Genomic DNA, 26,050 nt, shown 5'->3' with positions numbered 1-26,050 from the left:
TGGTGAAACCCGGTTTCAACTCCTCGAATCCGCGCAACAGGAGTGAAATAAGATAAAAATAGTTCGATCGCACGCACGTACAAAAAAATCGGCAAGGAGTCGCACCAGTGGCAGAGGGCGAAGGCATACCAACATCAGCACAGATTGATTCTAGGGACTATTCTTGGGCATTTTGGCCAGTCGTCCCCCTCTATCCCTACAGCAAGCGGCGCACTATCCGCAAGGAAATAGTCAAGGATACAATCTGGACTTTTGACCAACTACAAGGCATTTTTTACGTTGTCGTCCCGATTCGGATGACAGTAATTAAACTAGAACCCGAAGGCCTTCTCGTCTACGCCCCCGTTGCACCGACTCCTGAGTGCATCCGCTTGGTAAAAGAGTTAGTAGCAGAGCACGGCGAGGTGAAGTACATCCTGCTGACAACGGTTTCCGGCATCGAGCACAAAGTTTTTGTCGGCCCCTTTGCGAGGTGTTTTCCCGAAGCGCAGGTGTTTGTCGCCCCGCAGCAGTGGAGTTTCCCCGTGAATTTGCCGCTGAGTTGGCTGGGTTTGCCCACGAAACGCACTTCTGTACTGCCCTTTGACAGCAGCAACACCCCCTTAGCCGATCAATTTGACTGGGCAATTCTCGGCCCCCTCGACCTTGGTTTGGGCAGATTTGCTGAAGTTGCCTTATTTCACAGACGATCGCGCACGCTGATGTTAACAGATTCCATAGTTTCCATTCCCGAAAATCCTCCCGCGATCGTCCAACTCGACTCGTACCCGCTGCTGTTTCACGCCAAAGACAGCGCCTCGGACACGGTGGCAGACACCCACGAAAATCGGCGTAAAGGGTGGCAGAGAATCGCCTTATTTGCCATGTATTTTAGCCCCAGCGTGCTGGAAGTGCCGCCGTGGTCGGAGGTATTTGCCAGCGCACGCAAAGCGCCAGAACGCTCTAGGAAAGCTTATTTCGGGTTGTATCCGTTCAAGTGGAAAACAGATTGGGTGCGATCTTTTGAGGCTTTGCGGGGAGGAGGGCGGTTGTTGGTCGCGCCGATTTTGCAGACATTGATTCTCAACCGCGCGCCGCGGGAAACTCTCGATTGGGTGGATCAAGTGGCGAGTTGGGACTTTGAAAAAATTGTACCTTGTCACTTCGATGGTGCGATCGACTCCCGGCCGCGTGAATTTCGCCAAGCATTCTCGTTTCTGGAAAAACACTCGCCTGTTAATTCTTTACCCGAAGATGATTTTAAATTGCTCAGGCAGATTGATGCGGGTTTGAATAAAACAGGTTTGGTTCCGCCTGCGAAAGACAAGGTTTAATCGGAAATTTTGCACCATTCTGAATAAGCTGTTTGAGCACAGGCAAGATGCCTGTGCCACAAAAAAATAAAGTATTGTGGAACGGGCCGGAGAGCCCGTTTGAGCACAGGCAAGATGCCTGTGCCACAAAAAAATAAAGTATTGTGGAACGGGCCGGAGAGCCCGTTCCGGCTAGAAGCCTACCAAAAAGATTAAACTCTTGACAATTGGTGTCGGTTTATTCATTTATCTCATTAAATTATTAATCATCTCATCCACCCTCAAAAGTTCTTGAATAATTTGCTCTACCCTCTGCAGTTCATGTATAGGATTTATGCTTCTAATAGTTTTCGGGGATGTAGCTGAAGTATGTGCCGCCACACCTCTTTCTTCCCCTAACGTATTCATGGTAGCCAGCCAAACAGAATCTAAATCATCGGTATCTATTCCTATTGGCAAAAGCAACGCCAGAAGATTAGATTCTTTGATGCCATGATTCTGGTCAATACTTCGCTTAAAACTATTAATAGCTAAATCTATTTTTTTGTTGACTTTTATTTTTTCCGGTGGCAAAGCTTTACTTCCCTTAGTTGGAGTCAGTGTATCTGGTGGTGCTTCCATCATTTGACCAGAAAAGCCAAGCAAGCAGATTAAAGTACGGCAACTCTTACCCTGACTATCCCAATTCTTTTTAGCATTAAGGGCTACTTCCCAAACTCTGTCCTCAAAATAAGCCTCAATTTCGGCATGAACTAAAACTCTGTAGGCAAGAGTTAAGGCTAGCTGCCGCTCGGAATATGAACCTAGAGGATTAATCTTAGGAAAAAATTGTTTTTTTAACCTATTTAACTGCTGGGTTAGAGTACGAAATCTAACGGATTTTGGCATACCTCTTAATAACTTACCTCAAACCGTTAAAGATAATATGGTTATCTACGAGTTCAGGTACATTAAACTCTACATCCAAAACCTTTAACAAAGCTTTGCCCCACAGTGAGAGACGAGTATGAGTTTCGCGAATGCTAGTTGTGCTTTTCTCAACAGCTTCTCTGAATTCGCTATTAGATGATGAACATAACTCTTTAAAAGCTTTTTGCACACCCGCCGGATTCTTCTCAGCAACTTCACTAATAACTGGATCTGAAAAATAAAAAACCATTACATCTAAAATAGCTCGATTAAACTTGCCTCGGTAACTATTAGAACTACTCAACCACACACGAAATATATTTTCTTCTCCAAATATTGTAGTGGTTGTTTGCACTGCCTTTTCAAATTGGCTAACTGTATATCTGACCTCAGTTTCTTTCTCTTTCCAATCCTTGTTGAGCTTTTTGCAAGTCATATCCAGGAACACTTTAAGATTACCGCGATAATCGGATAAAAAATGATGGAATCCTACATATCGCAGTAATAATTCGACATCGCGCATCCGAGGATCGGGATTTTGGGATTTAAGTATTTTTCTTAAAGCCTGATTTTTAATTGATTCGTCATCTAAAAAATTGATGAAATCACCTGGATGCAATGCTTGCCTGAGTTCTTGTGGAGATAGCGGAGTATTTTCTACATTCAGACGGAGAAAAATTTTGTAGAGTAAACTTTCTGTATGCCAATTCCGAATCAATGTAGTACGAAGAGTTTGATTATCCAGTGCATCAAGTACAGAACTATGGAGAAGATCGTTTTTTAGATCCTCATGCGTACAACCATTGAGTTCAGGTCTAAATTCTAAGTTTTTCAAAGCAAAACTATCGTTGGGAGTTTCGCTCCTTCCATAAAATTGCAGAATCGTAAGCAAGCGTTGCTTGCCGTCAAGAACTACAAATTTTCCGCGTTTTTTATCTTGAGAAGCCAAAACTATATCTGGAATGGGAAATCCTAGAAAAATAGATTCAATAAACCTGCTTTTACGAGTTATATCCCAAGCATCTCGCCTTTGAAATCTTGGATTAAGTTGAATATTGTCACGAACAAGTTGATCGAGTATGGTGGCTGTCGTCCAGTCATTTCCAGCTACAATTATTTCGGAAATTTCGTCTAAGACTGATTTGGGATTACCATTAGATTCAAGCTCATAATCTAGAGCTTCCTCTTCCTCATCGAAGCTTACTTCTTCTTGTTTTTCTAAGAGGTTTAGTTCAGGCATGACCGCGCTCTACTGGGTAATTTTAATTTGGATACATTATACCTAAGTATAGCAGAAGTCAGAAGCCTTAAGTTATCATAGCAGTAACTAATTTATCGATTATGAAAACGATCGCTTTTAATTTTTACGGATTTTTAAGCTAGATGGCGAATTTTTCAACTTAAACTCATCAAACTTCACCACTTCCGACTCCGGTTTCCGCGTATCAAAATAGTAGCTGCTAACCGTACCCTCCCCCGTATCAAAAATAGTAAAAGCCGTAATATCATTGCTATCAATATAAGGCAGCGGCCGCCCGTCTTCTCCCAACAAAGGCGCAACAGTCGGCACCACAGGTTCCAATCCGTTCGGGTCTCCAATAGCGCTGTAATCTTCCCGATATGCCGGCGGCACAAATCGGCGCTTTTCCCCCGCAAAAGCACCGTAACTGTTGCCCACATTAGAACTCTCCAAAAAGTGCATTCCGCTGGAACTTACAAACCGATTCCACAAGTGCGAATGTCCGTAAAATACCAACTGCACGCCCGCTGTTTCTAGTAGCGGCACTACATCCCGAATCAGATAATCTTGCTGTTTCGGATACTCGTAACGCACCATTTTAATCTCGCCATCGAGAGCGCGATCGACTATTTGCACAGGGTCAGTATAAGCAGGTACAATATTGTCACCCAGAGAATGGGGCGGGTGGTGAAACATCACAATTTTATATTTTGCCTGCTGGAATTCCGAGCTTTTTAACTCTTGTTGCAGCCAATTATATTGAGCGCTGCCCTTGACAATCGGCTCAAAAATATGCTGTCCGTATCCCCATTTTTCGGGATGATTAAAATCTTCGTCCCGTTCCCGATACCTGCCTCTCGCACGCGGATCTAAATTCGGAGTCCGCCAGATATTCGTAACATACAAAGTCACTAAGCGTACATCCCCAAAAGTCACAGCATAGTAATTTTTGCCTCCAGGTAAATTGAAAATTTCGTCATAGGTATCGCTATTAAAACTCTTGTTTTTTAGCCAGATTTCCCGCACTGAAGAGTCATTATTAAGATTCAAAGAGGCAGCACGTTGAGCGTATATTTTCTCCGCAGCGGCGCGGGGAAAAGGATCGTTAAATTGGTCATCGAGTTTGCTGTTGGTTGCAAAGCGACCCATGATTTCGTGATTGCCAATGGCCGGAAATAAAGGCGCGTGTTGAATCAGTTCGCCGCCGCTGTAAACGGTTTTGATGCCGTTTTTGTCGAGTTCGGAAAATGCGCGACCTTGCAGAGACGGAAAGAAGGCGCGGCCTCGGTAATCGTCAAACCATTCAGAAGCGCGATCGGGTATATTAATTAAATCCCCTGCCATAAAAACCGCGTCAACTCTCCCAATTGTTTCGGCTACTTTCTGGAGATTTGCTGCTGTCATCGGCATCAATTGATGGTCAGAAGTGAGGAGAATTTTGAGCGCACTTCCTGCTGCTGGCGTGGGAGAAAGAGTGAAAATTTTGCTACTGACAGATGCGCCGTCTTTCCTTTCGCTGGTGACTCGATAAGGAATGCGAACACCGGGCATTAAATTGGGGACTTCTGCTTCGTGGCGCCAGATGTCGCGGACAATTGGATTGCTGTCAATGATGCTTTGTTTCATTTCATCGGAAATGCGCGAGTCTTTGTCTTCGCGAGTGCGGCTTAGCTTGGTAGTATTTGCCGTCACGACTTGATTCAATTTTTCGCCGTAATCAACTGTGTTGCGAGTACCGGCAAACTCTGTGAACCAGACAACTCGCACCGAGTTTGCTGTTGGGACTTGCAGAAACGGGTCGGTTAAAAGCTGAGGTTTGTTAAGGTAAGATTGCATCATGAAACCTAGCAATAGGACAATCAAAATCAAAACACCAAAAAACCAGGGATTGCGAGAATAACCTTGAGAAAATTCTACTTTATTGGGCAAAGGCGTTAACATAATTCATTAGTCATTAGTTTGTAAGGGCGGGTTGCACCAGCCAAACAGAACTCCCCACCCCAATAATATATAAACCCGCGCCACCCACTTTAAATTTTAAACTACCCACGTTATCAAAAAGTTAAGAAATTAGTAAAATATTTCCGATAAAAGAAACCTCCACCCTTTTTGGAAATCTTCTGAGTTCTCCATTCTCTTTCTCTGTGCCCTCTGCGCCCTCTGCGGTTCATAAAAAAAAATCAAAAATGACTGAGACTTGCGATATAACATTCTTAACACCCTGACTTCAATCTAAAATCTAAAATCTAAAATCTAAAATCCCATGACCCGCCACCTTCTCAAGGCTAACTGCAAAACCGTACACTTGGGCGGTTTTTCTCCGAATATCGAACCTGCTTTAACTGTCGATTCGGGCGATCGCATCGATATCGAAACCTATTCAGGATATTATGTTGCTGACAAGGCCCCGCCCGAATTTCTCACCCCCGAATTTTTAGATATTTGTCAGAATTTGCCTCCCAACCGCAAAGTTGGGCCGGGGCCCCACTTGCTGACAGGCCCGATTTATGTTAACCATGCCGAACCGGGAGACGTTTTAGAAATTCACATTGAGGATGTTTACCCAAGTTTGCCCGTAGGATTTAATGCAATTCGCGCCGGATGGGGTTCTTTACCTGAGTATTTCCCCGAACCTAAATTGCGGTTTATTCCGCTAGATTTAGAGCAAAAAACTGCTGAATTTCCCACAGGTAGCGGCATTCGGATTCCCCTGCATCCTTTTTTTGGAATTATCGGCGTTGCTAATGCACAAATCAACCGTTCTTCTATTCCTCCAGAGCGCTACGGCGGCAATATGGACAATCAGGAACTCCAAGCAGGAACGCGGTTATTTTTACCTGTTTTTCTGCGCGGCGGTTTACTGTCCATTGGCGACGGACATTCGGCACAAGGAGATGGTGAAGTTGACGGTACTGCGATTGAAACTTCGATGAACGGGACTATTCAGATCATCTTACGCAAGGATTTATTTCTGATATTTCCGTTTGCGGAAACGCCCACTCATATTGTGATTATGGGATTCGGTAGAACATTAGATGAAGCGTTTGAGCTGGCAGTAAAACAGACGGTTTATTGGCTGCAAAAGTTTGCAGGTTTCCAAGAGGAAGATGCTTATGTTTTGTGTTCGCTTGCGGTAAATTTTCGGATTACGCAGGCTGTTAACAATCCTCAAAAAGGAGTTCACGGAATGATTCCCAAGTGTATTCTGCTCGATGTGAACATTATTGACCACCGAGTTTGAGGTAATATGATAACACGCGAGCGACCAAAAAATTAGGATCGCGATCGCACAAACTACACAAATTTGTCACTGCTGTGGTCGATCGGGATCGCGTTCCTGTTGACAATTAAGCTTAAAATGGATAAGTTACCAGTTCTACCTCAATCGAACTCAACATGAAAAACCAGACTGACGATGTTGCCAAAAAAGATTTAGTCGATCGAGCTTTTGGGAGTGCAGCAATACCAGATCCAACAGCGTGGGTGCACGAACATTATTTTCTGGCTAATTTCGCTGATACTCTGGCCCACATCCAAGAACATATGTCTGAAGACAGTTGCGAAATCGGCGAGAATGTTGAATCGGGTGAGGGAATATTATCGATCGATGCTAAAATTAGAGATATGTTGAGAGCTACTTTTAGCGACGACGGCTGGCAGTATGTCGAAAGTTTATTGTGAGTTTGGTAAAATCCATAAGTATTTGTACGTTCATAATTTGAGAGCGTAAGTTATAGCAGTTTAAAAAAGAATCCAACTTTATGCCGGTGATCTAAACCATTAGATCATGCGTTATGCCCAATTCTTTAATCTCAAATCTCAAATAATATCAATTTCTTCCCTCAACGCAGACTCGCAACTCAGAATAGCTGGGTGCATTTCCACCCCCAGTTTAAGTAAACTTGACCTATTGTGATGTAGGATACTTTAGATGGGGGGGAAATTACTGTCGCTAGGAATTTCGATCGATCGCAAAAACGCTGCACTTTCTTCGGGCAAAGCAGTATTGATAAACATCCCGCTGCCCAACTCAAATCCAGCTTGCTTGGTGACTCTGGGAATAATTGCGATATACCAGTGAAAGTATTTTGTTCCCCCTTCGGCGATCGGTGCCGATCGAATAGTATAGTTGTAATCGGGATTGTTTAATCCGTAATAAAGCTTAGCCAGTACAGTTTTCAAAGTATCAGCAAGATCCGTAATTTCCCCATCAGTAAGGTCATCAAATGAAGAGGAATGTCGGCGCGGAAAAATCCAAGTGTGAAACGGTGAAAGTGCAGCGTAAGGGATAAAAGCCACAAAATGTTCACTCTCACAAATCACTCTTTCCTCCGCCGCTAATTCATCTTCCAAAGTTCGGCAAAACAGACATTCTCCGGTGTCATCAAAATATCTAATAGCTTCGTCGATGCGGCTGCGAAATTGGCTGGGTACAACGGGCGTCGCTGCTATCTGCGAGTGGGGGTGTTCGAGAGAAGTTCCGGCAGTTTCCCCGTGATTTTTGAAGATAATAATAGTTTCAATGTGGGGATTTTTTCTAATTTCTACATAGCGCTGGCGGTATACTAAAAGTATGTTTTCAACTTCTTCAACACTCAACAAAGCTGTCGTCAAATCGTGTCGCGGATGTTCGACAATTACTTCGTGCACGCCGATTCCCGCCATCGTGCGGTGAATTCCCGATGATATCCTCATCCATTTGGCTGTCGGGGAGAGGGCGGGATATTTGTTGTGAATTGCCCGGACTTTCCAGCCCGTGCGTGAAGCGAAGCTATCCCGTAGGGAATCGCCCAAACGGCAAGTTTCTAAGGTTCCGTCTTCCTCATTTCCCACGCAAAACGGGCAATCGGCACGGTGCGGGGGCACTACTGCAGCCGACTTTTTTTTGTTAGCGAATTGATCCGGTCTTGTCGCCCGTTCGGTGGCGATGATTACCCAATCTCTGGTAATTAAATTTTGTCTAAGTTCAGACATTTTTTTACCTTCAGTTGCAGGGTTTAAACGTTGATAATTCTATAAAATAATTGGTATTATGTCACTAGCTATTGCATTTCTTTAACAGATATTGATTTATAAATTTTCCAGCATTTTTCCAACAGAAATTAACAACATTTGGCATCGACGATAGAGGGCGATTACGACTAAATTGGTACAGAATATCTGTCTAGGCAGTACGGGTAAGCACAGATTTTAACTGCAGAGATTAAGCCAACTGCAACTGCACATTCTGCAACTTGCAAATCGCTTTCAACACTTGCGCCAACAAGAGCGATCGCTCTCGGTCAATCAAATTCAATTCCGGTAAAATCTGATAAGTACAAGGATTTCCCCGCGTCAGATACACAAACTGATAGTTACGTCCATTCGTGGTCAATCCCCAAACAGACGATTGCTGCTGCAAACTTTTATAAGCATAAGTCAGCAATTGCGGCAAACCGGCCCAAGGATCGATCCTCTTCGAGGGCTTCGCTAACGCACTATTTTTCGCCTCCACTACCAAAATCCAAAACTGTGCCGCCGCGAGCTCTGCATCCGGCTGATTTACCGCTAAGACATCCAAGCGGCCTTTAATTAAAGTATCCGCATCCTCAACCTCGATGGGGATGCTATCTTCCATTGTCAGCACCACAGGAACTTTAAAAAATCCCGTTAATTTCATTAACGGTGAAAGTGACAAAAACTTAACCAATTCTTCAGAAACCTTTCCCACTTCTAGATAGCGCCAAAAGTCATTGCTGATTTGCAATAATTCCTGCTGTTCAAAATCCGTCAGAGGTTCCAGAGAGAAAAAATCAGTAAATCCTCCTCCTGTTTGTCTTTCCAATTTGAGAAGGCGGTGAACGTCATTTAGCGATAGTTGGCTTGCTTCAAAATTTTGCGTCATGGCTTTTGTGCGATCGGCTGTTTATGTCAATTATAAAAGAATTACCATCGGATTTGTTATGATATAATCATACCAGATATCGCTCCTGTAAATCGGGTAGATTGTATGAAAGCAATTAAAGTGATGGCAACGATCGACGATCGAGGACAATTGTGCGTTGGTGAACCGCTCAATTTATATCGCAACAGCCGAGCCGAAGTAATTGTGCTGGTTCCAGAAGGAACAGACATTAATAAAGAGAAGCAATCTCATGAAGCCAACCACCAAACCACGCAACTAGAAGACTATTTCAACTTCCTCAGACCTGACGATATTCGGCTCAAAGGTTCCCGGATCGGCATCGAAACCATTCTCTATGAATACCTGTTTCGCGCTCGAACTCCCGAAGAAATAGCTAACATTTATACATCGCTCACCCTCGAACAAGTTTATGCGACCATTTTGTACTACCTGCACAACAAAGAAGCAGTCGGTAAATACATAACCGAATGGTTGGAATGGGGCGAAAAAATGCGAGAAGAACAGCGCCGCAATCCTCCTCCTGTGGCCGAAAAACTTCGCAAACTGAGAGCAGAAAGAGATGCAAGGAGAAAAGCTGATGGCAATCCAGTATCTCTTTGATGAAAATGTCGATCCTGCCTATCCTAGCCAAATTCGCAGACGCAATCCCGATCTGGTTGTTCTAGCAGTGGGAGAACTAACAGCACCTTCTAAAGGGACTCTCGATCCAGAAATTCTTATTTGGTGCGAAATCCACAATTTCATTCTTGTTACCAACAACCGCCGCTCTATGCCCGTTCATTTAACAGATCATTTAGAGCAAAATCGCCATCTTCCCGGAATCTTTCTCCTGAATTCCAAGCTGAGTATTGGTCAAAATATTGACGAACTGATTTTGATTTATGAAGCATCATTTGAGAATGAGTACGAAGATAGAATTTACAATTTACCAGTGCTCTAATTTCTCATGCAGATCCAACATTTACAAAATTCCCCAAAGTCTTAAGGAAAATAAACATACTTTTGCCCCAACTTATGCAAACAATAGTTAAAAAGACTAACCGAAGTTAAAGTTAAAAGCAATGTCGCAAGATACCATCGAATCAATTCTGCATGAAAAACGGCTATTTCAGCCGCCCGCTGAATTCTCCCAAAAAGCTCACATCAAAAGCCTAGAAGAGTACCAAGCCCTCTACGACAAAGCCAAAGCTGACCCCCAAGCATTCTGGGCAGAACTTGCAGCCCAAGAATTAGACTGGTTCCAAAACTGGGATACCGTGCTCGACTGGCAGCCGCCTGTTGCTAAATGGTTTGTCAACGGTAAAATTAATATTTCTTACAATTGTCTCGATCGCCACTTAACCACTTGGCGCAAAAATAAAGCCGCCCTGATTTGGGAAGGCGAACCCGGAGACTCCCGCACCCTCACCTACGCGCAACTCCACCGCGAAGTCTGCCAAATGGCGAACGTCATCAAACAATTGGGAGTCCAAAAGGGCGATCGCGTCGGCATTTATATGCCCATGATTCCCGAAGCTGCGATCGCCATGCTAGCCTGCGCCAGAATCGGTGCAGTACACAGCGTTGTTTTTGGCGGTTTTAGTGCAGAAGCTTTGCGCGATCGACTCAACGACGGCCAAGCAAAACTCGTCATCACCGCTGACGGTGGCTTCCGCAAAGATACCGCCGTCGGCCTCAAAACACAAGTAGACAAAGCATTAGCAAATAATGCCACACCCAGCGTTACCAACGTTCTCGTAGTTCAGCGCACCAAACAGAAAATTGACATGGAACCCGGGCGCGATCATTGGTGGCACGATTTGCAAAAAGGTGTATCGGCAAATTGTCCCGCCGAACCGATGGACAGCGAAGATATGCTGTTCGTACTCTACACCAGTGGCAGTACCGGCAAACCGAAAGGTGTCGTCCATACAACCGGTGGTTATAACCTTTATACCCACATGACAACCAAATGGATATTCGACCTCCAAGATACCGATGTTTACTGGTGTACTGCTGATGTCGGCTGGATTACTGGACACAGTTATATTGTCTACGGGCCGCTGTCCAACGGTGCGACAACTTTAATGTATGAAGGTGCTCCTCGCCCTTCAAATCCTGGCTGTTTTTGGGATGTAATTGAAAAATACGGCGTCACCGTTTTCTACACTGCACCTACTGCGATCAGAACATTCATGAAAATGGGCGAACACTTGCCCAACGCGCGCAATTTGTCCTCTTTACGATTGTTAGGAACTGTCGGCGAACCGATCAATCCTGAAGCTTGGATGTGGTATCAACGAGTAATTGGCAAGTCGAATTGTCCGATCGTCGATACTTGGTGGCAAACAGAAACCGGCGGAATTATGATTACCGCTTTGCCCGGTGCAATTCCTACAAAACCCGGTTCTGCAACCCTACCGTTCCCCGGAATTGTGGCTGATGTTGTTGACCAAGATGGCGAACCAGTAACTAACGAAAGCGGCGGTTATTTAGTGGTGAAACATCCTTGGCCGGGAATGATGCGGACACTTTACAACGATGCCGATCGCTTCCGCCGCACTTATTGGGAATATTTGCACCCGAAAGATGGCGAATTTGTGTACTTTGCAGGGGACGGCGCGCACAAGGACAAAGACGGTTATTTCTGGGTAATGGGCCGCGTTGACGATGTAATTAATGTGGCCGGACACCGACTCGGCACAATGGAAGTCGAGTCAGCTTTGGTATCGCATCCAGCGGTGGCGGAAGCTGCGGTTGTTGGTAAACCGGATGAGATTAAAGGTGAGGAAATTGTGGCTTTTGTCACGCTGGACAACTCGCAGCAACCTAGCGATGAATTGGCTAAGGAATTGAAGCAGCACGTTGTTAAGGAAATTGGGGCGATCGCCCGTCCGGGAGAAATTCGATTTACTGATGCTTTACCGAAGACTCGAAGCGGGAAGATTATGCGGCGTTTGCTGCGTTCTTTGGCTGCGGGACAAGAGGTTTCTGGGGATACTTCGACTTTGGAAGATCGGACGGTTTTGGATAAGTTGCGCGGTGGTGCGTAGGGGTATTTTGTAACCGCAGATGTAGGCAGATGAACGCGGATGAACGCTGATGAAATTCCCATCAGCTCATCTGCGTTTATCTGCGGTTTAATTGTTAATTGGTTTATTTACCGCGCCACAGATGAACCGCATCTGGGTTAATTTGCGACCTTACCTGTAGCCAATCCTCTAACAAGTAATCATCATCAACTGCTTCAGAATGCTGTTCGTCTTTGAGAATTGCTAAGACGTGGACTCCAGACGGATAGTTGACATGACGAATTTCTGGGTCATATCCCAAGTCTTGAATTTTTGCTAAAATGCGATCGACAGCACCGGCAACAGTAAGATCGACGGCAAGAATAATTTGACCTAGTTTAGCACCCGGTTTTACACATTCCAGAACAGCCATTATTCTTTCTCCTTGTAGTTGCGGTTTAAGATAATTGCATAATAATTTGCTATTATATAACCGTGAAGTCTTATATTGCTCGTGTTGTTCTATGCCCGCTTTAGACCTGTACCACAATACAGTTAAAAAATCTCTCCTCAATGATGGGTGGATAATTACTCACGATCCTCTCCATCTGAAATGGGGGAAAAAAGATATGTATGTGGATCTGGGAGCAAAACAGGTGCTGGCTGCAGAACGAGGAGAACAGAAAATTGCTGTGGAAGTCAAAAGCTTTGTCAGCGATTCAGAAATGCAGGACTTGAGAGAGGCGATCGGACAATTTACTATTTATCGATCTGTGCTTCAGAGAACTTATCCAGAACATACGCTTTATCTGGCTGTTCGCGATATCACCTATGAATCTCTATTTGAAGAACCGATCGGTCAATTAATGATTGAAGATGAAAAGCTCAAGCTGATTGTATTCGACCCAAATCAAGAGGCGATCGTAAAATGGATACTTTAGCTAACTTTAGAACCACCATTAAAACAGTTCTCGAACCTTACACAAAAATTCCTTACTCTCATGGCGATATAATTTGTAAAGCCGTGTTTGATGAAAAATCTGATTGTTACCTGCTAGTTACTTTAGGCTGGGATAAAGCCAAACGAATTCACGGCTGTTTGGTTCATATAGATATTATTGATGATAAGATTTGGGTACAGCGAGATGAGACAGAATACGGCGTGACAAAAGAACTTGTAGCTGCTGGAATTTCCAAGGATTCCATTGTTTTAGGTTTTCATCCCGCCGATGTCAGACCTCATACAGGTTATGCAGTTGTGTAGTTAATGAATTATTTGGCTCATCTATTCTTATCAAAAGGCACGCCAGAATCCTTGATTGGCAACCTCTTAGGAGATTTTGTCAAAGGTTCGGCAATCAACCTTTATCCCGATGAAATTAGAAAAGGCATCGATTTGCACCGCAAAGTAGATAGCTACACCGACTCTCACGCAATAGTGCGATCGAGTAAAAGCCTTGTTTGCGCCGAGAGACGCAGGTTTGCTGGAGTTTTGATTGACGTGTTTTACGACCACTTCTTAGCTAAAAATTGGCTCGAATATTCAGAAATTCCGCTCCCCGATTTTTCTCGCCATGTCTATAAAATCCTGCAAGACAACCGCGATATATTGCCTGAATCTCTCCAGCGGGTGCTGCCCACAATAATTGCCCGCGACTTGCTTTCATCTTATCAGGACATCGCCGAAATCGGCATCACTCTTACAAGAATGTCTGCCCGAATCAAGCGGACAAATAACTTGGCAAGCGGCATAGAAGATTTGACAGCTAACTATCAGCGATTAGAATCAGATTTTCGAGAGTTTTTCCCAGACTTGATAAAATACGCCACAGTTGACAAATATTAATACAAACAACAAAAATTACAGTTGCTAGTGATAACGAACTCGTGTATACTCCAAGCGATACCTGCATGAAATCTCAAGTGCAACAGGGTTCAAAATATGGCAACCAGAATTCCGAACCTGCAAATAACTAAAGTAGTTGATGGCGACAGCATCAAAATTTCTCTCAACGGCAAAACCGAGTCTCTGCGGCTGATTTGCGTCGATACAGAAGAAAGTCATCCGGGAGGCTCCAAACCTGTAACTGCGGCGGGGAAAGCAGGTACGGAAATGGCTAAAAAATACTTTGCGACAGCAGATGGCGGACTTGCTAAAATTGACATAGAATTTGATACAGACGATTCGGTTGAAGTGGCTCTACAAAAACACCGCGACAACTACGGGCGTCTCCTCTGTTACGTACATAAAGACGGAGAAAATTACAATCTTAAACTGATTGAAGAAGGCTGGAGTCCCTACTTTGTAAAATACGGGCGCTCCAGATTGTATCACCGACAAATGACTGAGGCAGAATCGGCAGCAAAAGCTTACAATCTGATGATTTGGAATCCGATTATCAATGCCAAAATCCCCTCTCGCAACTATGCTAATTTACTGCCTTGGTGGTCGATGCGAGGCTCGATTGTTGAAGAATTTCGGTTGTCGGAAGCAACCGCAGGAGCGCTTTCTTTGAGGTTGGACTACCCGAAAATATTAGCGGCTTCTGAGAAAGCTAAATCTATTACTATTTTCTGCGATTTGCAGGCGGGAATTACTAAAAGGATCGGCGGCAGCGCTGTAATTTATGCTGGTTCGGTGTATCATAAATTAGATTTGTGGATACCGGATTCTGAAACTGATGAAAGAGCTCCCTTGAAGCGGCTAATCGAGAAGCGTTATGCGGGTCTGGGACGGGGATATGTGTATGTCAGTGGGAAGGTAGAACATTACAAAGGGAAGCCTCAAATAGTTTTGAAGGATATCAAACAACTTTCAGACTTTCCCCCACAAAAGTGAATATTACATAAATTTAATTAACAAAATTGCAGGACAAATGGAACGATGAAGACTGTTCTCCGGGGAACGCGATTGAATTTTGGGCGATTCCCTACCGCAACGGGCCCGCTTAACGAACGGGATAGCTTGGCTTCGCGCATTTTTTAAATTTTAAGTAGCATGACGGTTTAAAATCAAAAAATATTGTGTTTTTTTATTAGGCTAAATCAATTCATACTATAATAGTATAATCGCCAATCTGTAGCTGCCAATAGCTGCGACATCTATCCAAACTCCAGAAATTTAAAAGCTATGTGCCAATTACTGGGAATGAACTGCAATGTTCCAACAGATATTTGCTTTTCTTTTGAGGGTTTTTCTGCAAGAGGTGGCAGAACAGACGTTCATCAAGACGGTTGGGGAATTGCTTTCTTTGAAGGTTTGGGATGTCGCCTTTTTATAGACTCTAAACCTGCGATTGCTTCTCCGGTTGCTGAAGTAGTGCGCCGCTATCCCATTCATTCAACTAACGTCATTGCTCACATCCGCAAAGCTACGCAAGGCGAAATTGCTCTGGAAAACTGCCACCCTTTTATTCGGGAACTATGGGGACGTTATTGGGTGTTTGCTCACAACGGAAATCTCGAAAATTTTTATCCAGAATGTGCCGGAGTTTACAAACCGGTTGGCAAAACTGACAGCGAAAAAGCATTCTGTTTGATATTAGAAAAGCTGCGCTCTACTTTTCCTCAAAGTAAGCCTGCTGTAGCGGAAATTTACCCGGTACTGGAGGAAATTACTAAAAGTTTGGCAGAGTACGGAATTTTTAATTATTTACTTTCGGATGGAGAACACTTGTTCACCCACTGTTCTACTAATCTGCATTATATTGTGCGACAAGCACCTTTTGCTAGCGCTCACTCGATCGACGAAGATGTAACAGTCGATTTTCGGGAATTGACCAATGAGGGCGATCGCGTGGCTGTTATTGCCACTTTTCCGCTGACTGATAACGAAGTTTGGACGCAAATTCAGCCAGGAGAATTGCTGGTATTTCAGGATGGTTTGCCTGTCTCTTCTGGGCTGCTGGAGTTAAGTTAACGAGATTTAAACAAATTTAAAGCCTAAACAGAGCATCCAACCTGCTAAGGAATGAAAAATAAATAATTTAATGAATTACTCAGGTTGGGGTACGGCTCGATAATTCCATTTGGGCAAATATTCGTCAAAAAGAATTTGCATAGTATTTTTGAAGTTATCAGCTACCTTCCTACCAGTTTTATAAACTTTATTAAGGATATTTACAGCTACAGATAGTCCCGTTTTAGTGTGAGTTTTTTCGACGAGAGCTTTGACTAATTCTAAACTTGTAAAAATTACTCCTTGACAAGCCCTGGTAATATGAGGAAAAAGTCTATAGCGGTTCTTAAAAAAGTGAGGTATGCCCTATGCCCATGAGTACCTCATCTTTCTGAGAAAGGCTATATGTTTGAGCGGATTATATTTAGATATATAAGGAGGATAATGAGCAATTCCGATCTCTATTCCTATTTCATTAACTAATTTATGCAAATCTGATTTAAAAATATAATGATTAGCATTATTACTACCTCACCCATCACATTTTGCCAAGATAGAACTAGCGTTAGGGTAGGTAGCTTTACCATAATTATTCCACCATTTTTTTCAGGGTAAGAGCATCTCAATTAGGCTTGACACAAGGACTCAGAAGAATCTAATGTAGGGTCAAGAAAACAAGAAAAGAGAACTTGAATCATATAATCGTTATCCATAGCAGTGCGTTTCATTTTTTGTCTGAGACTGCGTTTGTAAGTCAGTTCTCGATTGAGGGCATTAAGAGCGATGCGTCGTAAAAGAGCAAAATTCCGAGGACTGTGGAAAGAGCGAATGCGACAAGCATCCGAGCGCGAATGTACAGTCAAGAGTCCAATGAGCCTGGTTTTCAATACCCCAATGTTTTCGGATAGCCAGACCAATAAGTTGAGCATTACTGTGTAAAGAAGTCAAATAAAATTGCACCTCACGGGTAGTTTTGTTCCAGAGATGACGGACTCGTACAACCATGACAACGCTTTGAAGTCCTGCCCATAATCGGGGTTGATAAAGATGATTAATTGCAGAAACCGGAACCGACCAGACTTGACGAATTTCTCGGCGATGGTGTCCTTTTTCGATGCGTTTTTCATAACTGACATCAATGCCTTGAAATTGCTGAGAAGAAGCTGTTTCAAACCATTCTTGAACCTGATTGTAGAGAGTGGGATGATTTGCCTTGAGCGCCAAAACGTAATCTCCTTTCTTGTCGATAATCTTTTTGGCAATTTCTGTTTGTGTCCCCATTGCATCAATAGTGATAATGGAACCGGTGATATCCAGTAATTCTAATAATGCAGGAATAGCAGTAATTTCATTAGATTTATCTTCTACTTTCATCTGTCCCAAAACTAAACGTTGTTCACTCGACCAGGCACTAATAATATGGAGTGCCGATTTACCTTGATTTCGGTCATACGAACCCCTAATGGTCTTCCCATCTATGGGGATTATTTCTCCTCCCATCTTGGTGACAAGGGTTTCTACCCATTGAAGAAAACAACGATTCAATTCTTCTGGGTTAATAAACTCAAATACCCGACGAAAAGTGTCATCAGAGGGAATACCGTGAGGTAATGCCAAAAACTTTTCTAACCACTGTTTTTTGCTAATGCCATAATTTTCCATGTCTTCCCATCCTTGCGCTCCAGCAATTACTGCTAAAATCGCAATTACTAAGATATCTGTGAGTTGATGTTTCTTCGTTCTCTCCACTCTGGGATCTTTAATATCTTGGAAGTGCTGAACTAAACTTTTTTGAATACAAGCGATATCTGCCACTTCTGTTAGCTTTCTCTCAGGAGGAAAATTTTTCTGAGTATCGGCAGTTTTGTTGTCAAAGCCTTGAAACATATAGGGTATTTTTTGAGATTTTCAACTACAGTATTACTGTCATCTCACTGATCTGTGTTAGGAGTCAAGTGTGCTGTCTACACAGTCTCTTATGCTTATTTTGTTAACTTTGTCAAGTTCATATTATACCAAATTAGATGAGCTTACCCTGCCATTTTTTTAAAGACTCACAGGCGAATTCACTGGTATTTTTACTATTTCTTAATGTTATATATCCTCGGTTTTGTTGAGAATCATAAACCCCATGTGGGCTCACTTTACCGTGACCTAAACTCCAAAAATCCCGATCGAAAGTAGTGACAGGTTCCTTTGTATAGAGAGTTCCCGGAGGATACAAATTTCCTAAAACTTTTTTCTTTTTGGTATCAAAACGGTTGGATAGGATTGCTGGCTTCTCTATACTCCGTATCCACTTTCGCAATATTTTAAAATTGAGCGTCACGATTTTCATTAATTACTATTATTTGTTTTTTGTTTTCGTTTCAAATACCAATGATTTTTTAATAGTTTTGCCACTAAGGAATGAGAATTAAATAACTTACAATCCGTGATGGTTCTTGTGGGATGGGCGTCCTGCTCGTCCAGAAAGGGCGGGCTATAAGCCCAACCCCTACTCCCCACTTTCAAGAGTGTAAATTATTTAATTCGCGATCGTAAGGGGAGACTAATGGTAAAACCTGCCGCTTGTATTGCAGAAGCTATTTCTTTATGGGTCAAATTAGTTTATTTGATTAACTCATTCATTGGGTTTCAGGCTGTGTGATTTTTTAAAATGTATAAAAATTCTGCATCAATGGCGATTTTAGTAGACAGAATACTTTTTCTTTCCCCTCCTCTCTTTCTGATCCTGGAACTATTCAGTGTCTCTGAGTCCATTTTTTCTAAATCTTCTATTACCTTGATGATAGTATTTCGACTGCATCCCAAAATTTGCATTACATACCTAATTCCACCCCATCCTAATTTTTGAGCTTAAGAAAGCTGCATATCTTCTTTTGTTTTTTTCTGATAATAATGATGTATAAAGTTTTTTAATTTTTGACTCAATTCAATTAGACTCAGACCGGGAGTTAAAAGTAAATTAGAAGAGTTAACTATAAAAATCAGTTGTGAGTTGTTCTCTGTAGGAGTAAAAATTGTCATCTCACACTTTATTTCATTATAACCGATAACTCATCAACTTATTTATTTTTCATTTCTAACTTCCTTAGATAGTGATGCTCAACTTTTAGGTCGAGCTCTCCGAAAACATTGGGGGATTGAAAATGAGGCTCATTGGGCTTTAGATTCTACCTTTGCTGAAGATGCCTGCCGGATTCGCTTTTTCCACAGTCCCCAGAATTTAGCTGTCCTGCGACGGCTCGCGCTCAATGCCTTCAATCGTGAACTGACTTACAAACGTAGTTTTAGACAAAAAATGAAAAGGGCAGCTATGGATAGTGATGATCTGATTCAAATTATTCGTTCTTGTTTTGCTGACAATATATTAGATTCTTTTGAGTCCTTTTGTCAAGGGTGATTGAGATGCTTTTACCATGTATTAATTCGCGGATTGGATGCTGAAAATTTACGGGAAATTGGTGTACGATCCGAGGGAAGAAGCTTTGGGAGTATCAAGCAATATCGGAAGATGAATTTGACTAAAAAAATCAAATAAAGGAGTGATGCAAAGTAACCTGGTTTTAAGGTAAAGAATGTCGATTTTGATTCGGCGTTGGGTAATAAGAAAGGGGGTAGCGAACCCGGATTGAGTATTATCAGTTTAACACTCCTCATAGCGAAGATTTTTGCGAGGAGACAGGGAATTAATTCCCTGTCTGGATTTCGGCAAAACGCGCTATTTTATCCACATTAATCAGAGTTTATCTCCGGTTAAAAATCGGGTTCTGCAGCCAAAAGCTCGATCGACAAATCCATCTGTTCCTTCCCCCGCGCCAAAAAGCTTTCGCACTGCTGCCAACACTCTACAGCCACCCCAAACTGCTCGAAAACCTCCTCTAGGGGCAACTCTCCCGATTCCACCCGATCGATAATTGCTTCAATTCGATCGACCGTTTCCTCATAATTCCAGTCAGACTGGCGCAACTGCGAATCAATCATAACTTGTCTTCCGCATCCAATACTTCTACAATCTTAACTTTCAGCCGGCCCCGACTCAACCTCACAGTCAATTCCTCTCCCAATTCCAAACCGTCAGTTGTGCGGACGATCGTACCGTCACTTTGGATTACCGCCGCATAACCCCTTTGCAAAACCGCCGCCGGATTCAGTGCGGATAACTTTTCTTGCAATACTTCCAGTTTACCAGTTGCCTGCCGCAAAGTTCGGGATGTCGCAGGCAAACGTTTTAATCGATTTTGTAACTGTTGCAAATGCTCTTCTTCTGCCTGAAATCTGGCCCGCACAGCACTTGCTAAATTGACCATTCGCTGCTTGTGTTCAAAGTAAATATCTGCTAAAATTGGTACAGCTTGAGCCGCCGCCGCAGTAGGAGTGTGGGCTCGTTTATCTGCTACTAAATCGGCGAGAGATTCGTCTCTTTCGTGCCCGATACCAGTGATAATTGGAATCGCACAATTGGCGATCGCCCTGACAACTCTCTCATCATTAAAACAAGCCAAATCTTCCGCCGCCCCGCCGCCCCGCCCTAACACGATCACCTCCGCCCTACCGTCCAATTCTACACGGGCGATCGCCCTAGCAATCGCAGCAGCAGCGAATTCCCCCTGCACTCCTGTCGGCGACAGCAACACCCGCAAACCCGGATATCTTTGGGCTAGAGTGCGCTGAATGTCTCCCCAAGCAGCGCCAGTATCGGATGTCACCACGGCCACAATTTGCGGGTGTGCGGGAATCGGGCGCTTTCGGGCGGGATCGAAGAAACCCTCAGCATCCAAGCGCGATCGCAATTGCTGCAACCGCAAAGCCTGCAATCCTTCCCCAGCCGGCAGCGATTGCACAACCGTCAACTGGTACTCGCCGCGATTTTTGTAAACCCGGATGCTTCCCAAAACCAGCAACTGTTCCCCTTTTGCGGGAATTTGCACCAATTTTGGCCGCTGAGAATTCCACACCACGCAGCGAATCGCAGCGCTTTTGTCGGTGTCGCAGAGAGTGAAAAAGCAGCCGCTGGGGTGGTGCGAAACGTTCGACACCTCGCCTGTCAGCCAAATTGATTGCAGGTTGCGATCGCCCTCCAACAAGTCTTGCAGGTAAGATGTTAGTCCAGCAACAGATAAAGCTGTATCGGGAAGAATTGAAGTCATCCAATTTTAGATTTTAGATTTTAGATATTAGATTTTAGATTTAGGCTACTATCAATGCTTCGGACAGTGTGTGATTGCCAAGCGTAAAATAAGGGTTTCAGGGCGATTGTGCAATCTCCTTCATAACGGAAAATCACTGATTTCAGAAGACAATCTAAAAATACTCCGGACTATTGTACTATATCTAAGGTAATTTATTTGTAGGCTGAGCGGGCGATCGTAAATTTAACTGCAAACAAACTAATGATATCAGATACAATGACTTCGATTAATGTGCTGCGCCAAGAGGCTGCGGCGATCGGCATTACTGAGGAAGAAGCCAGAAAATATGGCGACCTCCGACATAAAAGAACTTGGTCTTTGGCGATCGAACATCACCTCTCAATGCAAGATTTTGCCGTTGGCGAAGCCCTCGAAGAGGATCGCATAGAACAATCCTTCACAACTTCCGAACCCGATTCCTCCAGCGCACTCAACCACTCTCAGACTGAAGAGTCGAAAGACTATGGTATTCAGCTAACTGCGAACCTAGGCGAATCTAGAGTAACCAGGGAGAACCAAACAGCCTCTGTTGCTTCGCCACAACAGCAAGCAGTAGCAATCGGGCGATCGCCCGGTAATTCCGACCACCGCAGCGACCACAACCGAGGTTTTAAACAAGTAGTTCAAAATCATATTAAAGCATTAACAATCGCATCCGCCTCCCGCACAAATCTACTCCATTCACAACTGGGCAATTGGGTGTGTCCTGAGTGTGGGTCGGAGGGCGAACTGGGTTGTTACCTTTGCGCCGGAGAAGGCAATGTAGGGGACATTGCAGCTATTGGCTGGACGCTAGCTTATATGGAAATGTTGGGCTGTTCTGCTCGCGAAATTGAACCGTTGAGAAAAATTTCTCCTTCACTTAATATTCTGGAATTGAATTTAAAAGTTTGTGTTGCTATCAAACAAAGTAGCGAAGTTTTAGCCAGGACGGAGAAATGGGTAAGATTGAAGGAACAAGGAATGCACGACACTGATTTTGACACGGATACACGGATTAATTCTTAATGGTGATTCAGAAGTTAGAAGAAAAAACAACTATCAGTGTATCCGTGACTTTTGTGTCGTGCTGTTGGGCCTTAATATCAATAAAACTTCAAAATTCACTCATACCCACCTAAAAATTACTCCAAATTAAGTATTGATTCTAGCTTTTTCAAAGCAACTTCCAAATCGTCATTAACAACTTGGAAATCGAATTCCCCCGCCGCTTCAATTTCCTCTTTAGCCCGCACCAACCGACGGGCGATCGCAGTTTCAGAATCTTGACCCCGACTCCGCAGCCGGCGCTCCAACTCTTCCCAAGAAGGAGGTAAAATAAAAATTCGCAGCGCCTCTGGAAAATTATTCCTAATTTGCCTTGCCCCTTCCAGCTCAATTTCCAGGATTACCGATTTTCCCTCACCGATTCCTTGTTTAAGACCAAAATAAGGAGTACCGTAAAAATTACCGGCAAACTGGGCCCATTCCGCCAACTCTCCAGCCTCAACCATTTTTTCAAAACGGCTGCGGCTGACAAAATAATAGTGTTGTCCCTCAATTTCTCCCTCGCGGGGCTCACGAGTTGTCACCGATACCGAAAGATACAATTCGGAATGGCGATTGAGGAGCGATCGTACTAAGGTGCCTTTCCCCACACCGCTAGGCCCCGTCAGAACAATTAATTTACCAGATTTCATTTTTAGAAAAGAAACGTGTAACAATTTAAGTTTCTGCTTACTTTAGACCGTAAGCGCTCAAATTGCAACTGACAAACCTCAATCATCCCTACCTTGACCGTCTTTGCCGATCGCAAAACGATTAGCAACAGTTTCCGGCTGAATCGCCGAGAGGATGACGTGACTCGAATCTGTAATAATTACCGCCCTCGTGCGGCGGCCGTAAGTAGCGTCAACCAGTTGTCCCCGCTCCCGTGCATCAGTAATAATCCGCTTAATTGGCGCTGACTCAGGACTGACAATGGCAATCACTCGATTAGCAGACACAATGTTACCAAAACCGATATTAATTAATTGAATATCCATGAAATTCTTAATTTGTAGGTGAACGATTGACTATCAATCCTTACTTTTGATCATATAATATACAAAGATTTTTTCTGACAATCCTCAAATTAATCCCAACTAAGTTTTTTATTTCCTACCTAAAAATTTTACCCTTTTGACGCCTAGTACCCCGTTCTTTATCAAAAATTTAAAAAAGACTCGCTGTTGTCGCTCTATCTTAAAGATTCAGTAAAAGCGTCGATTTTGAGTTGCAAATGATAGCATTAGCTGTATCGAGACAACATCCAGTAAATGTTGCGAAATATAAATTTAATTTCCCAGATAGCAATACTCCGGACAGTTTTTAAGGATCGCGAATTAAATAACTTACAATTTTAATTGTTATTGTGGGATGGGCTCTTATAGCCCGTCCACTCATGACGGGCTATAAGAGCCCATCCCACTTTCAAGAGTGGAAGTTATTTAATTCTCATTCCTTACTGGAGTAAGCGTAACAGCAAACTTTATGACAGCGAAACCTCTAAATCCTTAAAACGGCAAAACCATAAATGTGGGGAATATGGCTTAAAAATGCTAGGCGATGAAAGGGTTAATCTACATCATGTAGACGGCAACCATAGTAACTCGAAAATAAACAGCCTTCTAGCGGTTCACTCTCATCTATCACGATTATATTCACATGAGCAAAAGCGAAAGCTGAGAACATCGGGCTCTGTATGCGGAGAAATTCGCACGTACATATCTAAATGGGAGGGGCAGGGAATAATATCTCCCCTCCACCCAACCAATTCTCAAGTGCTTTTGTCAAGCATGATTGAGAGCCTCTTACCCTGCAATCATAAGATTGCACTTTCGCACTTTTAATGATTGTAACTTGAGATAATTACCCGCCACCCTTTTTTTTCGGTATTTTTGGAGGGCTGACATAGCGCGCCCAAAAAGGTTCTTCCATATCTTTCATCGCTGCTAGTTTTTGGCGCTCTTCCTCTATGCGCTTGCGTTCTGAAAGATTAGAAAATATGTTGATACTGCCGACAGTTTGGCCGCCCGCATCTCGCACAGGTGCGGCCCAAAGCCAAACATCGATCGAACTACCGTCTTTTTTCAACAAAGATATTTCCAAACCGTTTTGCGGTTTGCCATTAGACGCAGACTTTAGCAGCGCGTAAAAATCTTGCTTTTGGCCTTCAGGAATATTCGGTAAAGGTTTCCCTAAAACCTCAGCCGCAGCCCAGCCAAAAAGTTGTTCGGCGGCGCGGTTCCAAACAACGGTATTGCCGTCATTGCTGGTACAGTTAATCGCCAGCGGCGCCGATGCTATCTGGGCTTGCAAAACTTGGTTAACGAGTTGCAGTTTCAATTCTACTTGCTTGCGATCGGTAATTTCCTGACAAGCGCCCCACAACCGGACAACCCGTTCAGCAGTTTTGTCCCACACCACTTGCCAGTAGTCCCGCACCCAGCGCACCTCGCCTTTTTGATTAATAATGCGATACTCATTAGCTCCAGTGCGGCTGAAAGTACAGCCTTCTAACTGTTTAATTAACATTTCCCTGTCGTCGGGATGAACGAGTTCGGAGTTCCACCAACCAAACGATTCTAATTCTTCAGGAACGCAACCGGTGCAGCGCTCAAAAGCTTCTGTCGCCCACTCGCAGGCGAACTTGCCATCGGGAAGTCCCTTAAAAGAATAGGCAAAATCCGAAGTAATTTGCGACATAACTCTGTAGTGCAGTTCCGAATCTCGGACAGCGACTTCCGCTTGCTTTCGTTCCCCTATTTCCCGCGAATTAATTATAATTCCCTGCACGCTAGAATCGTAAAGCAAACTGTTACCTATTGACTCCATGTAGATCCAAGAACCGTCAGCGTGGCGTTTCCGATATTCGATTGCCCCCCCAATTCCGGGAGCTTCTAACAACTTACCAAAATACGTCTGCCAAGCTAGCAAATCGTCTGGATGGATTAACTCGCCGTGAAATTTGCCAATTCTATCTTCTGGGTTGTAGCCCAAAAGCCGCTGTAGAGAGCCGCTGTGGTATCTAACTCGCCCATCGGAGCCGACAATGCTAATTAGATCGGGAGAATTACGCAGCATAGCTTGCAGTTTGGCTTCACTTTTAGTTAAGGCTTGAGTGTCCCTGCGATGCTGGCTGATTTGTTTTTCCAACTGCTCCCGTAGCTGTCTGATTTGCCCTACTTGCTGGGCTACAGTGCGCTCCAATAGGCGATTGTTTTTTTCAATTTTAACCAGCTTTGCCGCGTTATTTGTGGCGCTTTCAAACAAGCGGCTGCCTGCAATTTCCTGTAGAGAATTTGATAAATCTTCCAAAGTTTTTGTGAAAATTGCCTGTTGCGGGTGTGGCAATTCCCTAGCTTGTTCCTGCAATGTTTCTAAGTGTTTGTAGACAGTTTCTAGCATTTTATTAAGGGGGGAATCTAATAGTTGCCGGCGGGTGCAACCCCTAAAAAGCGGACACAAGTTTTTTCAACATAACCCATAACTAAGACTGGTGTGTGGCGATCGACCCATCGCGCTCTCAATAACCAGGCATTTTGGGACTTTCTCTTCAAATCATAGCAACCGATAGAGAAAGTAAATTCTTGTTGCGCCC

The 26,050-nt window shown here is 43.6% G+C and carries 25 protein-coding genes and 2 pseudogenes; 13 read left to right on the top strand and 14 right to left on the bottom strand.

Going from position 1 to position 26,050, the window contains the following annotated elements:
• Positions 1-107: 107 nt before the first annotated feature.
• A complete protein-coding gene (locus QUB51_RS02875; RefSeq protein WP_333259243.1) occupies positions 108-1,313 on the top strand; it encodes a DUF4336 domain-containing protein in 1,206 nt (401 codons plus the stop codon).
• Positions 1,314-1,538: 225 nt separating this feature from the next.
• Here the strand turns inward: QUB51_RS02875 and QUB51_RS02870 are convergent, their stop codons facing one another.
• The 3 genes from QUB51_RS02870 to QUB51_RS02860 form a co-directional block, all read right to left on the bottom strand.
• Positions 1,539-2,180, bottom strand: a complete 642-nt coding sequence (locus tag QUB51_RS02870) for a HEPN domain-containing protein (protein ID WP_333259246.1) — start codon at positions 2,178-2,180, stop codon at positions 1,539-1,541.
• 13 nt (positions 2,181-2,193) lie between these two features.
• Positions 2,194-3,441, bottom strand: coding sequence for a DUF262 domain-containing protein (locus tag QUB51_RS02865; RefSeq protein WP_333259249.1), 1,248 nt, complete (start codon positions 3,439-3,441; stop codon positions 2,194-2,196).
• 117 nt (positions 3,442-3,558) lie between these two features.
• The gene (locus QUB51_RS02860; RefSeq protein ID WP_333259252.1) at positions 3,559-5,382 is read right to left on the bottom strand and encodes a metallophosphoesterase family protein; all 1,824 of its coding nucleotides are present in this window, start codon (positions 5,380-5,382) and stop codon (positions 3,559-3,561) included.
• Positions 5,383-5,704: 322 nt separating this feature from the next.
• Here QUB51_RS02860 and QUB51_RS02855 point away from each other — a divergent pair, with 322 nt between their 5' ends.
• Both QUB51_RS02855 and QUB51_RS02850 read left to right on the top strand, forming a co-directional pair.
• The gene (locus QUB51_RS02855; RefSeq protein WP_333053653.1) at positions 5,705-6,682 is read left to right on the top strand and encodes an acetamidase/formamidase family protein; all 978 of its coding nucleotides are present in this window, start codon (positions 5,705-5,707) and stop codon (positions 6,680-6,682) included.
• Between the two features lie 155 nt (positions 6,683-6,837).
• Positions 6,838-7,122, top strand: a complete 285-nt coding sequence (locus QUB51_RS02850) for a hypothetical protein (protein ID WP_333053652.1) — start codon at positions 6,838-6,840, stop codon at positions 7,120-7,122.
• A gap of 246 nt (positions 7,123-7,368) precedes the next feature.
• Here QUB51_RS02850 and galT read toward each other — a convergent pair whose 3' ends face one another.
• Positions 7,369-8,415 carry a galactose-1-phosphate uridylyltransferase gene (galT, locus tag QUB51_RS02845; protein WP_333053651.1) on the bottom strand — a complete coding sequence of 349 codons (1,047 nt, stop codon included), beginning with the start codon at positions 8,413-8,415 and terminating at the stop codon, positions 7,369-7,371.
• A 229-nt stretch (positions 8,416-8,644) separates the two neighbouring features.
• The gene (locus QUB51_RS02840; RefSeq protein ID WP_333053650.1) at positions 8,645-9,325 is read right to left on the bottom strand and encodes a restriction endonuclease subunit R; all 681 of its coding nucleotides are present in this window, start codon (positions 9,323-9,325) and stop codon (positions 8,645-8,647) included.
• Between the two features lie 105 nt (positions 9,326-9,430).
• On the opposite strand from QUB51_RS02840, the gene QUB51_RS02835 reads away from it, so the two are divergent.
• The 3 genes from QUB51_RS02835 to acs all read left to right on the top strand — a co-directional run bounded on the left by QUB51_RS02835 (position 9,431) and on the right by acs (position 12,378).
• Positions 9,431-9,946, top strand: coding sequence for a DUF433 domain-containing protein (locus QUB51_RS02835; protein WP_445243013.1), 516 nt, complete (start codon positions 9,431-9,433; stop codon positions 9,944-9,946).
• Positions 9,924-10,286, top strand: coding sequence for a DUF5615 family PIN-like protein (locus QUB51_RS02830; protein WP_333053649.1), 363 nt, complete (start codon positions 9,924-9,926; stop codon positions 10,284-10,286). Before QUB51_RS02835 ends, QUB51_RS02830 begins: the two co-directional genes overlap by 23 nt.
• 121 nt (positions 10,287-10,407) lie before the next feature.
• Positions 10,408-12,378, top strand: coding sequence for an acetate--CoA ligase (gene acs, locus QUB51_RS02825; protein ID WP_333053648.1), 1,971 nt, complete (start codon positions 10,408-10,410; stop codon positions 12,376-12,378).
• 103 nt (positions 12,379-12,481) lie between these two features.
• Here acs and QUB51_RS02820 read toward each other — a convergent pair whose 3' ends face one another.
• Complete coding sequence (locus QUB51_RS02820; protein ID WP_333202092.1) at positions 12,482-12,769, bottom strand: hypothetical protein; 288 nt, start codon at positions 12,767-12,769, stop codon at positions 12,482-12,484.
• Between the two features lie 91 nt (positions 12,770-12,860).
• Between QUB51_RS02820 and QUB51_RS02815 the strand changes: the two genes are divergently transcribed.
• The 5 genes from QUB51_RS02815 (at position 12,861) to QUB51_RS02795 (ending at position 16,255) form a co-directional block, all read left to right on the top strand.
• Entirely contained in the window at positions 12,861-13,277 is a 417-nt protein-coding gene (locus tag QUB51_RS02815; RefSeq protein ID WP_333053641.1) for an element excision factor XisH family protein, read from the top strand.
• Complete coding sequence (locus QUB51_RS02810; RefSeq protein WP_190740648.1) at positions 13,265-13,600, top strand: XisI protein; 336 nt, start codon at positions 13,265-13,267, stop codon at positions 13,598-13,600. Before QUB51_RS02815 ends, QUB51_RS02810 begins: the two co-directional genes overlap by 13 nt.
• Positions 13,601-13,603: 3 nt before the next feature.
• Positions 13,604-14,182: an ACP phosphodiesterase gene (locus QUB51_RS02805; RefSeq protein WP_333053640.1), complete on the top strand. Its 579-nt coding sequence runs from the start codon at positions 13,604-13,606 to the stop codon at positions 14,180-14,182.
• A gap of 96 nt (positions 14,183-14,278) precedes the next feature.
• Positions 14,279-15,175 (top strand): thermonuclease family protein, encoded by an 897-nt coding sequence (locus tag QUB51_RS02800; RefSeq protein WP_333259257.1) that lies wholly within the window; start codon positions 14,279-14,281, stop codon positions 15,173-15,175.
• Positions 15,176-15,466: 291 nt separating this feature from the next.
• Complete coding sequence (locus tag QUB51_RS02795; protein ID WP_333053638.1) at positions 15,467-16,255, top strand: class II glutamine amidotransferase; 789 nt, start codon at positions 15,467-15,469, stop codon at positions 16,253-16,255.
• A gap of 75 nt (positions 16,256-16,330) precedes the next feature.
• Here the strand turns inward: QUB51_RS02795 and QUB51_RS02790 are convergent.
• The 3 genes and pseudogenes from QUB51_RS02790 to QUB51_RS02780 form a co-directional block, all read right to left on the bottom strand.
• A pseudogene (locus QUB51_RS02790) lies at positions 16,331-16,753 on the bottom strand (ISAzo13-like element transposase-related protein); the annotation flags it as partial.
• A 107-nt stretch (positions 16,754-16,860) separates the two neighbouring features.
• Positions 16,861-18,121, bottom strand: a pseudogene (locus tag QUB51_RS02785) (ISAs1 family transposase).
• A gap of 133 nt (positions 18,122-18,254) precedes the next feature.
• Positions 18,255-18,572: an ISAzo13-like element transposase-related protein gene (locus QUB51_RS02780; protein ID WP_333055873.1), complete on the bottom strand. Its 318-nt coding sequence runs from the start codon at positions 18,570-18,572 to the stop codon at positions 18,255-18,257.
• Between the two features lie 717 nt (positions 18,573-19,289).
• On the opposite strand from QUB51_RS02780, the gene QUB51_RS30340 reads away from it, so the two are divergent.
• On the top strand, positions 19,290-19,640 hold the full coding sequence (locus tag QUB51_RS30340; protein ID WP_445243083.1) for an ISAs1 family transposase: 351 nt from the start codon (positions 19,290-19,292) through the stop codon (positions 19,638-19,640).
• Between the two features lie 353 nt (positions 19,641-19,993).
• Here QUB51_RS30340 and xseB read toward each other — a convergent pair whose 3' ends face one another.
• Together xseB and xseA are read right to left on the bottom strand one after the other, a co-directional pair.
• Positions 19,994-20,221 (bottom strand): exodeoxyribonuclease VII small subunit, encoded by a 228-nt coding sequence (gene xseB, locus QUB51_RS02775; RefSeq protein WP_190740787.1) that lies wholly within the window; start codon positions 20,219-20,221, stop codon positions 19,994-19,996.
• Positions 20,218-21,387, bottom strand: coding sequence for an exodeoxyribonuclease VII large subunit (xseA, locus tag QUB51_RS02770; RefSeq protein WP_333055874.1), 1,170 nt, complete (start codon positions 21,385-21,387; stop codon positions 20,218-20,220). The genes xseB and xseA overlap by 4 nt, the downstream gene beginning before the upstream one ends.
• Before the next feature lie 258 nt (positions 21,388-21,645).
• Here xseA and QUB51_RS02765 point away from each other — a divergent pair, with 258 nt between their 5' ends.
• A complete protein-coding gene (locus QUB51_RS02765) occupies positions 21,646-22,437 on the top strand; it encodes a hypothetical protein (protein WP_333055875.1) in 792 nt (263 codons plus the stop codon).
• A gap of 116 nt (positions 22,438-22,553) precedes the next feature.
• Here QUB51_RS02765 and gmk read toward each other — a convergent pair whose 3' ends face one another.
• The 3 genes from gmk to QUB51_RS02750 all read right to left on the bottom strand — a co-directional run bounded on the left by gmk (position 22,554) and on the right by QUB51_RS02750 (position 25,857).
• Positions 22,554-23,108, bottom strand: a complete 555-nt coding sequence (gmk, locus tag QUB51_RS02760) for a guanylate kinase (RefSeq protein ID WP_333055876.1) — start codon at positions 23,106-23,108, stop codon at positions 22,554-22,556.
• A 78-nt stretch (positions 23,109-23,186) separates the two neighbouring features.
• Positions 23,187-23,453 (bottom strand): extracellular matrix/biofilm regulator RemA, encoded by a 267-nt coding sequence (gene remA / locus QUB51_RS02755; protein ID WP_172193250.1) that lies wholly within the window; start codon positions 23,451-23,453, stop codon positions 23,187-23,189.
• Between the two features lie 865 nt (positions 23,454-24,318).
• Positions 24,319-25,857: a PAS domain S-box protein gene (locus tag QUB51_RS02750; RefSeq protein ID WP_333055877.1), complete on the bottom strand. Its 1,539-nt coding sequence runs from the start codon at positions 25,855-25,857 to the stop codon at positions 24,319-24,321.
• Between the last annotated feature and the right edge of the window lie 193 nt (positions 25,858-26,050).

Source organism: Microcoleus sp. AT8-A3 (genome assembly GCF_036705675.1).
In the GTDB taxonomy this organism is placed as follows: domain Bacteria; phylum Cyanobacteriota; class Cyanobacteriia; order Cyanobacteriales; family Microcoleaceae; genus Microcoleus.
Note: the sequence above shows the minus strand (reverse complement) of the source record. Positions and strands in the feature narration are given on the sequence as shown.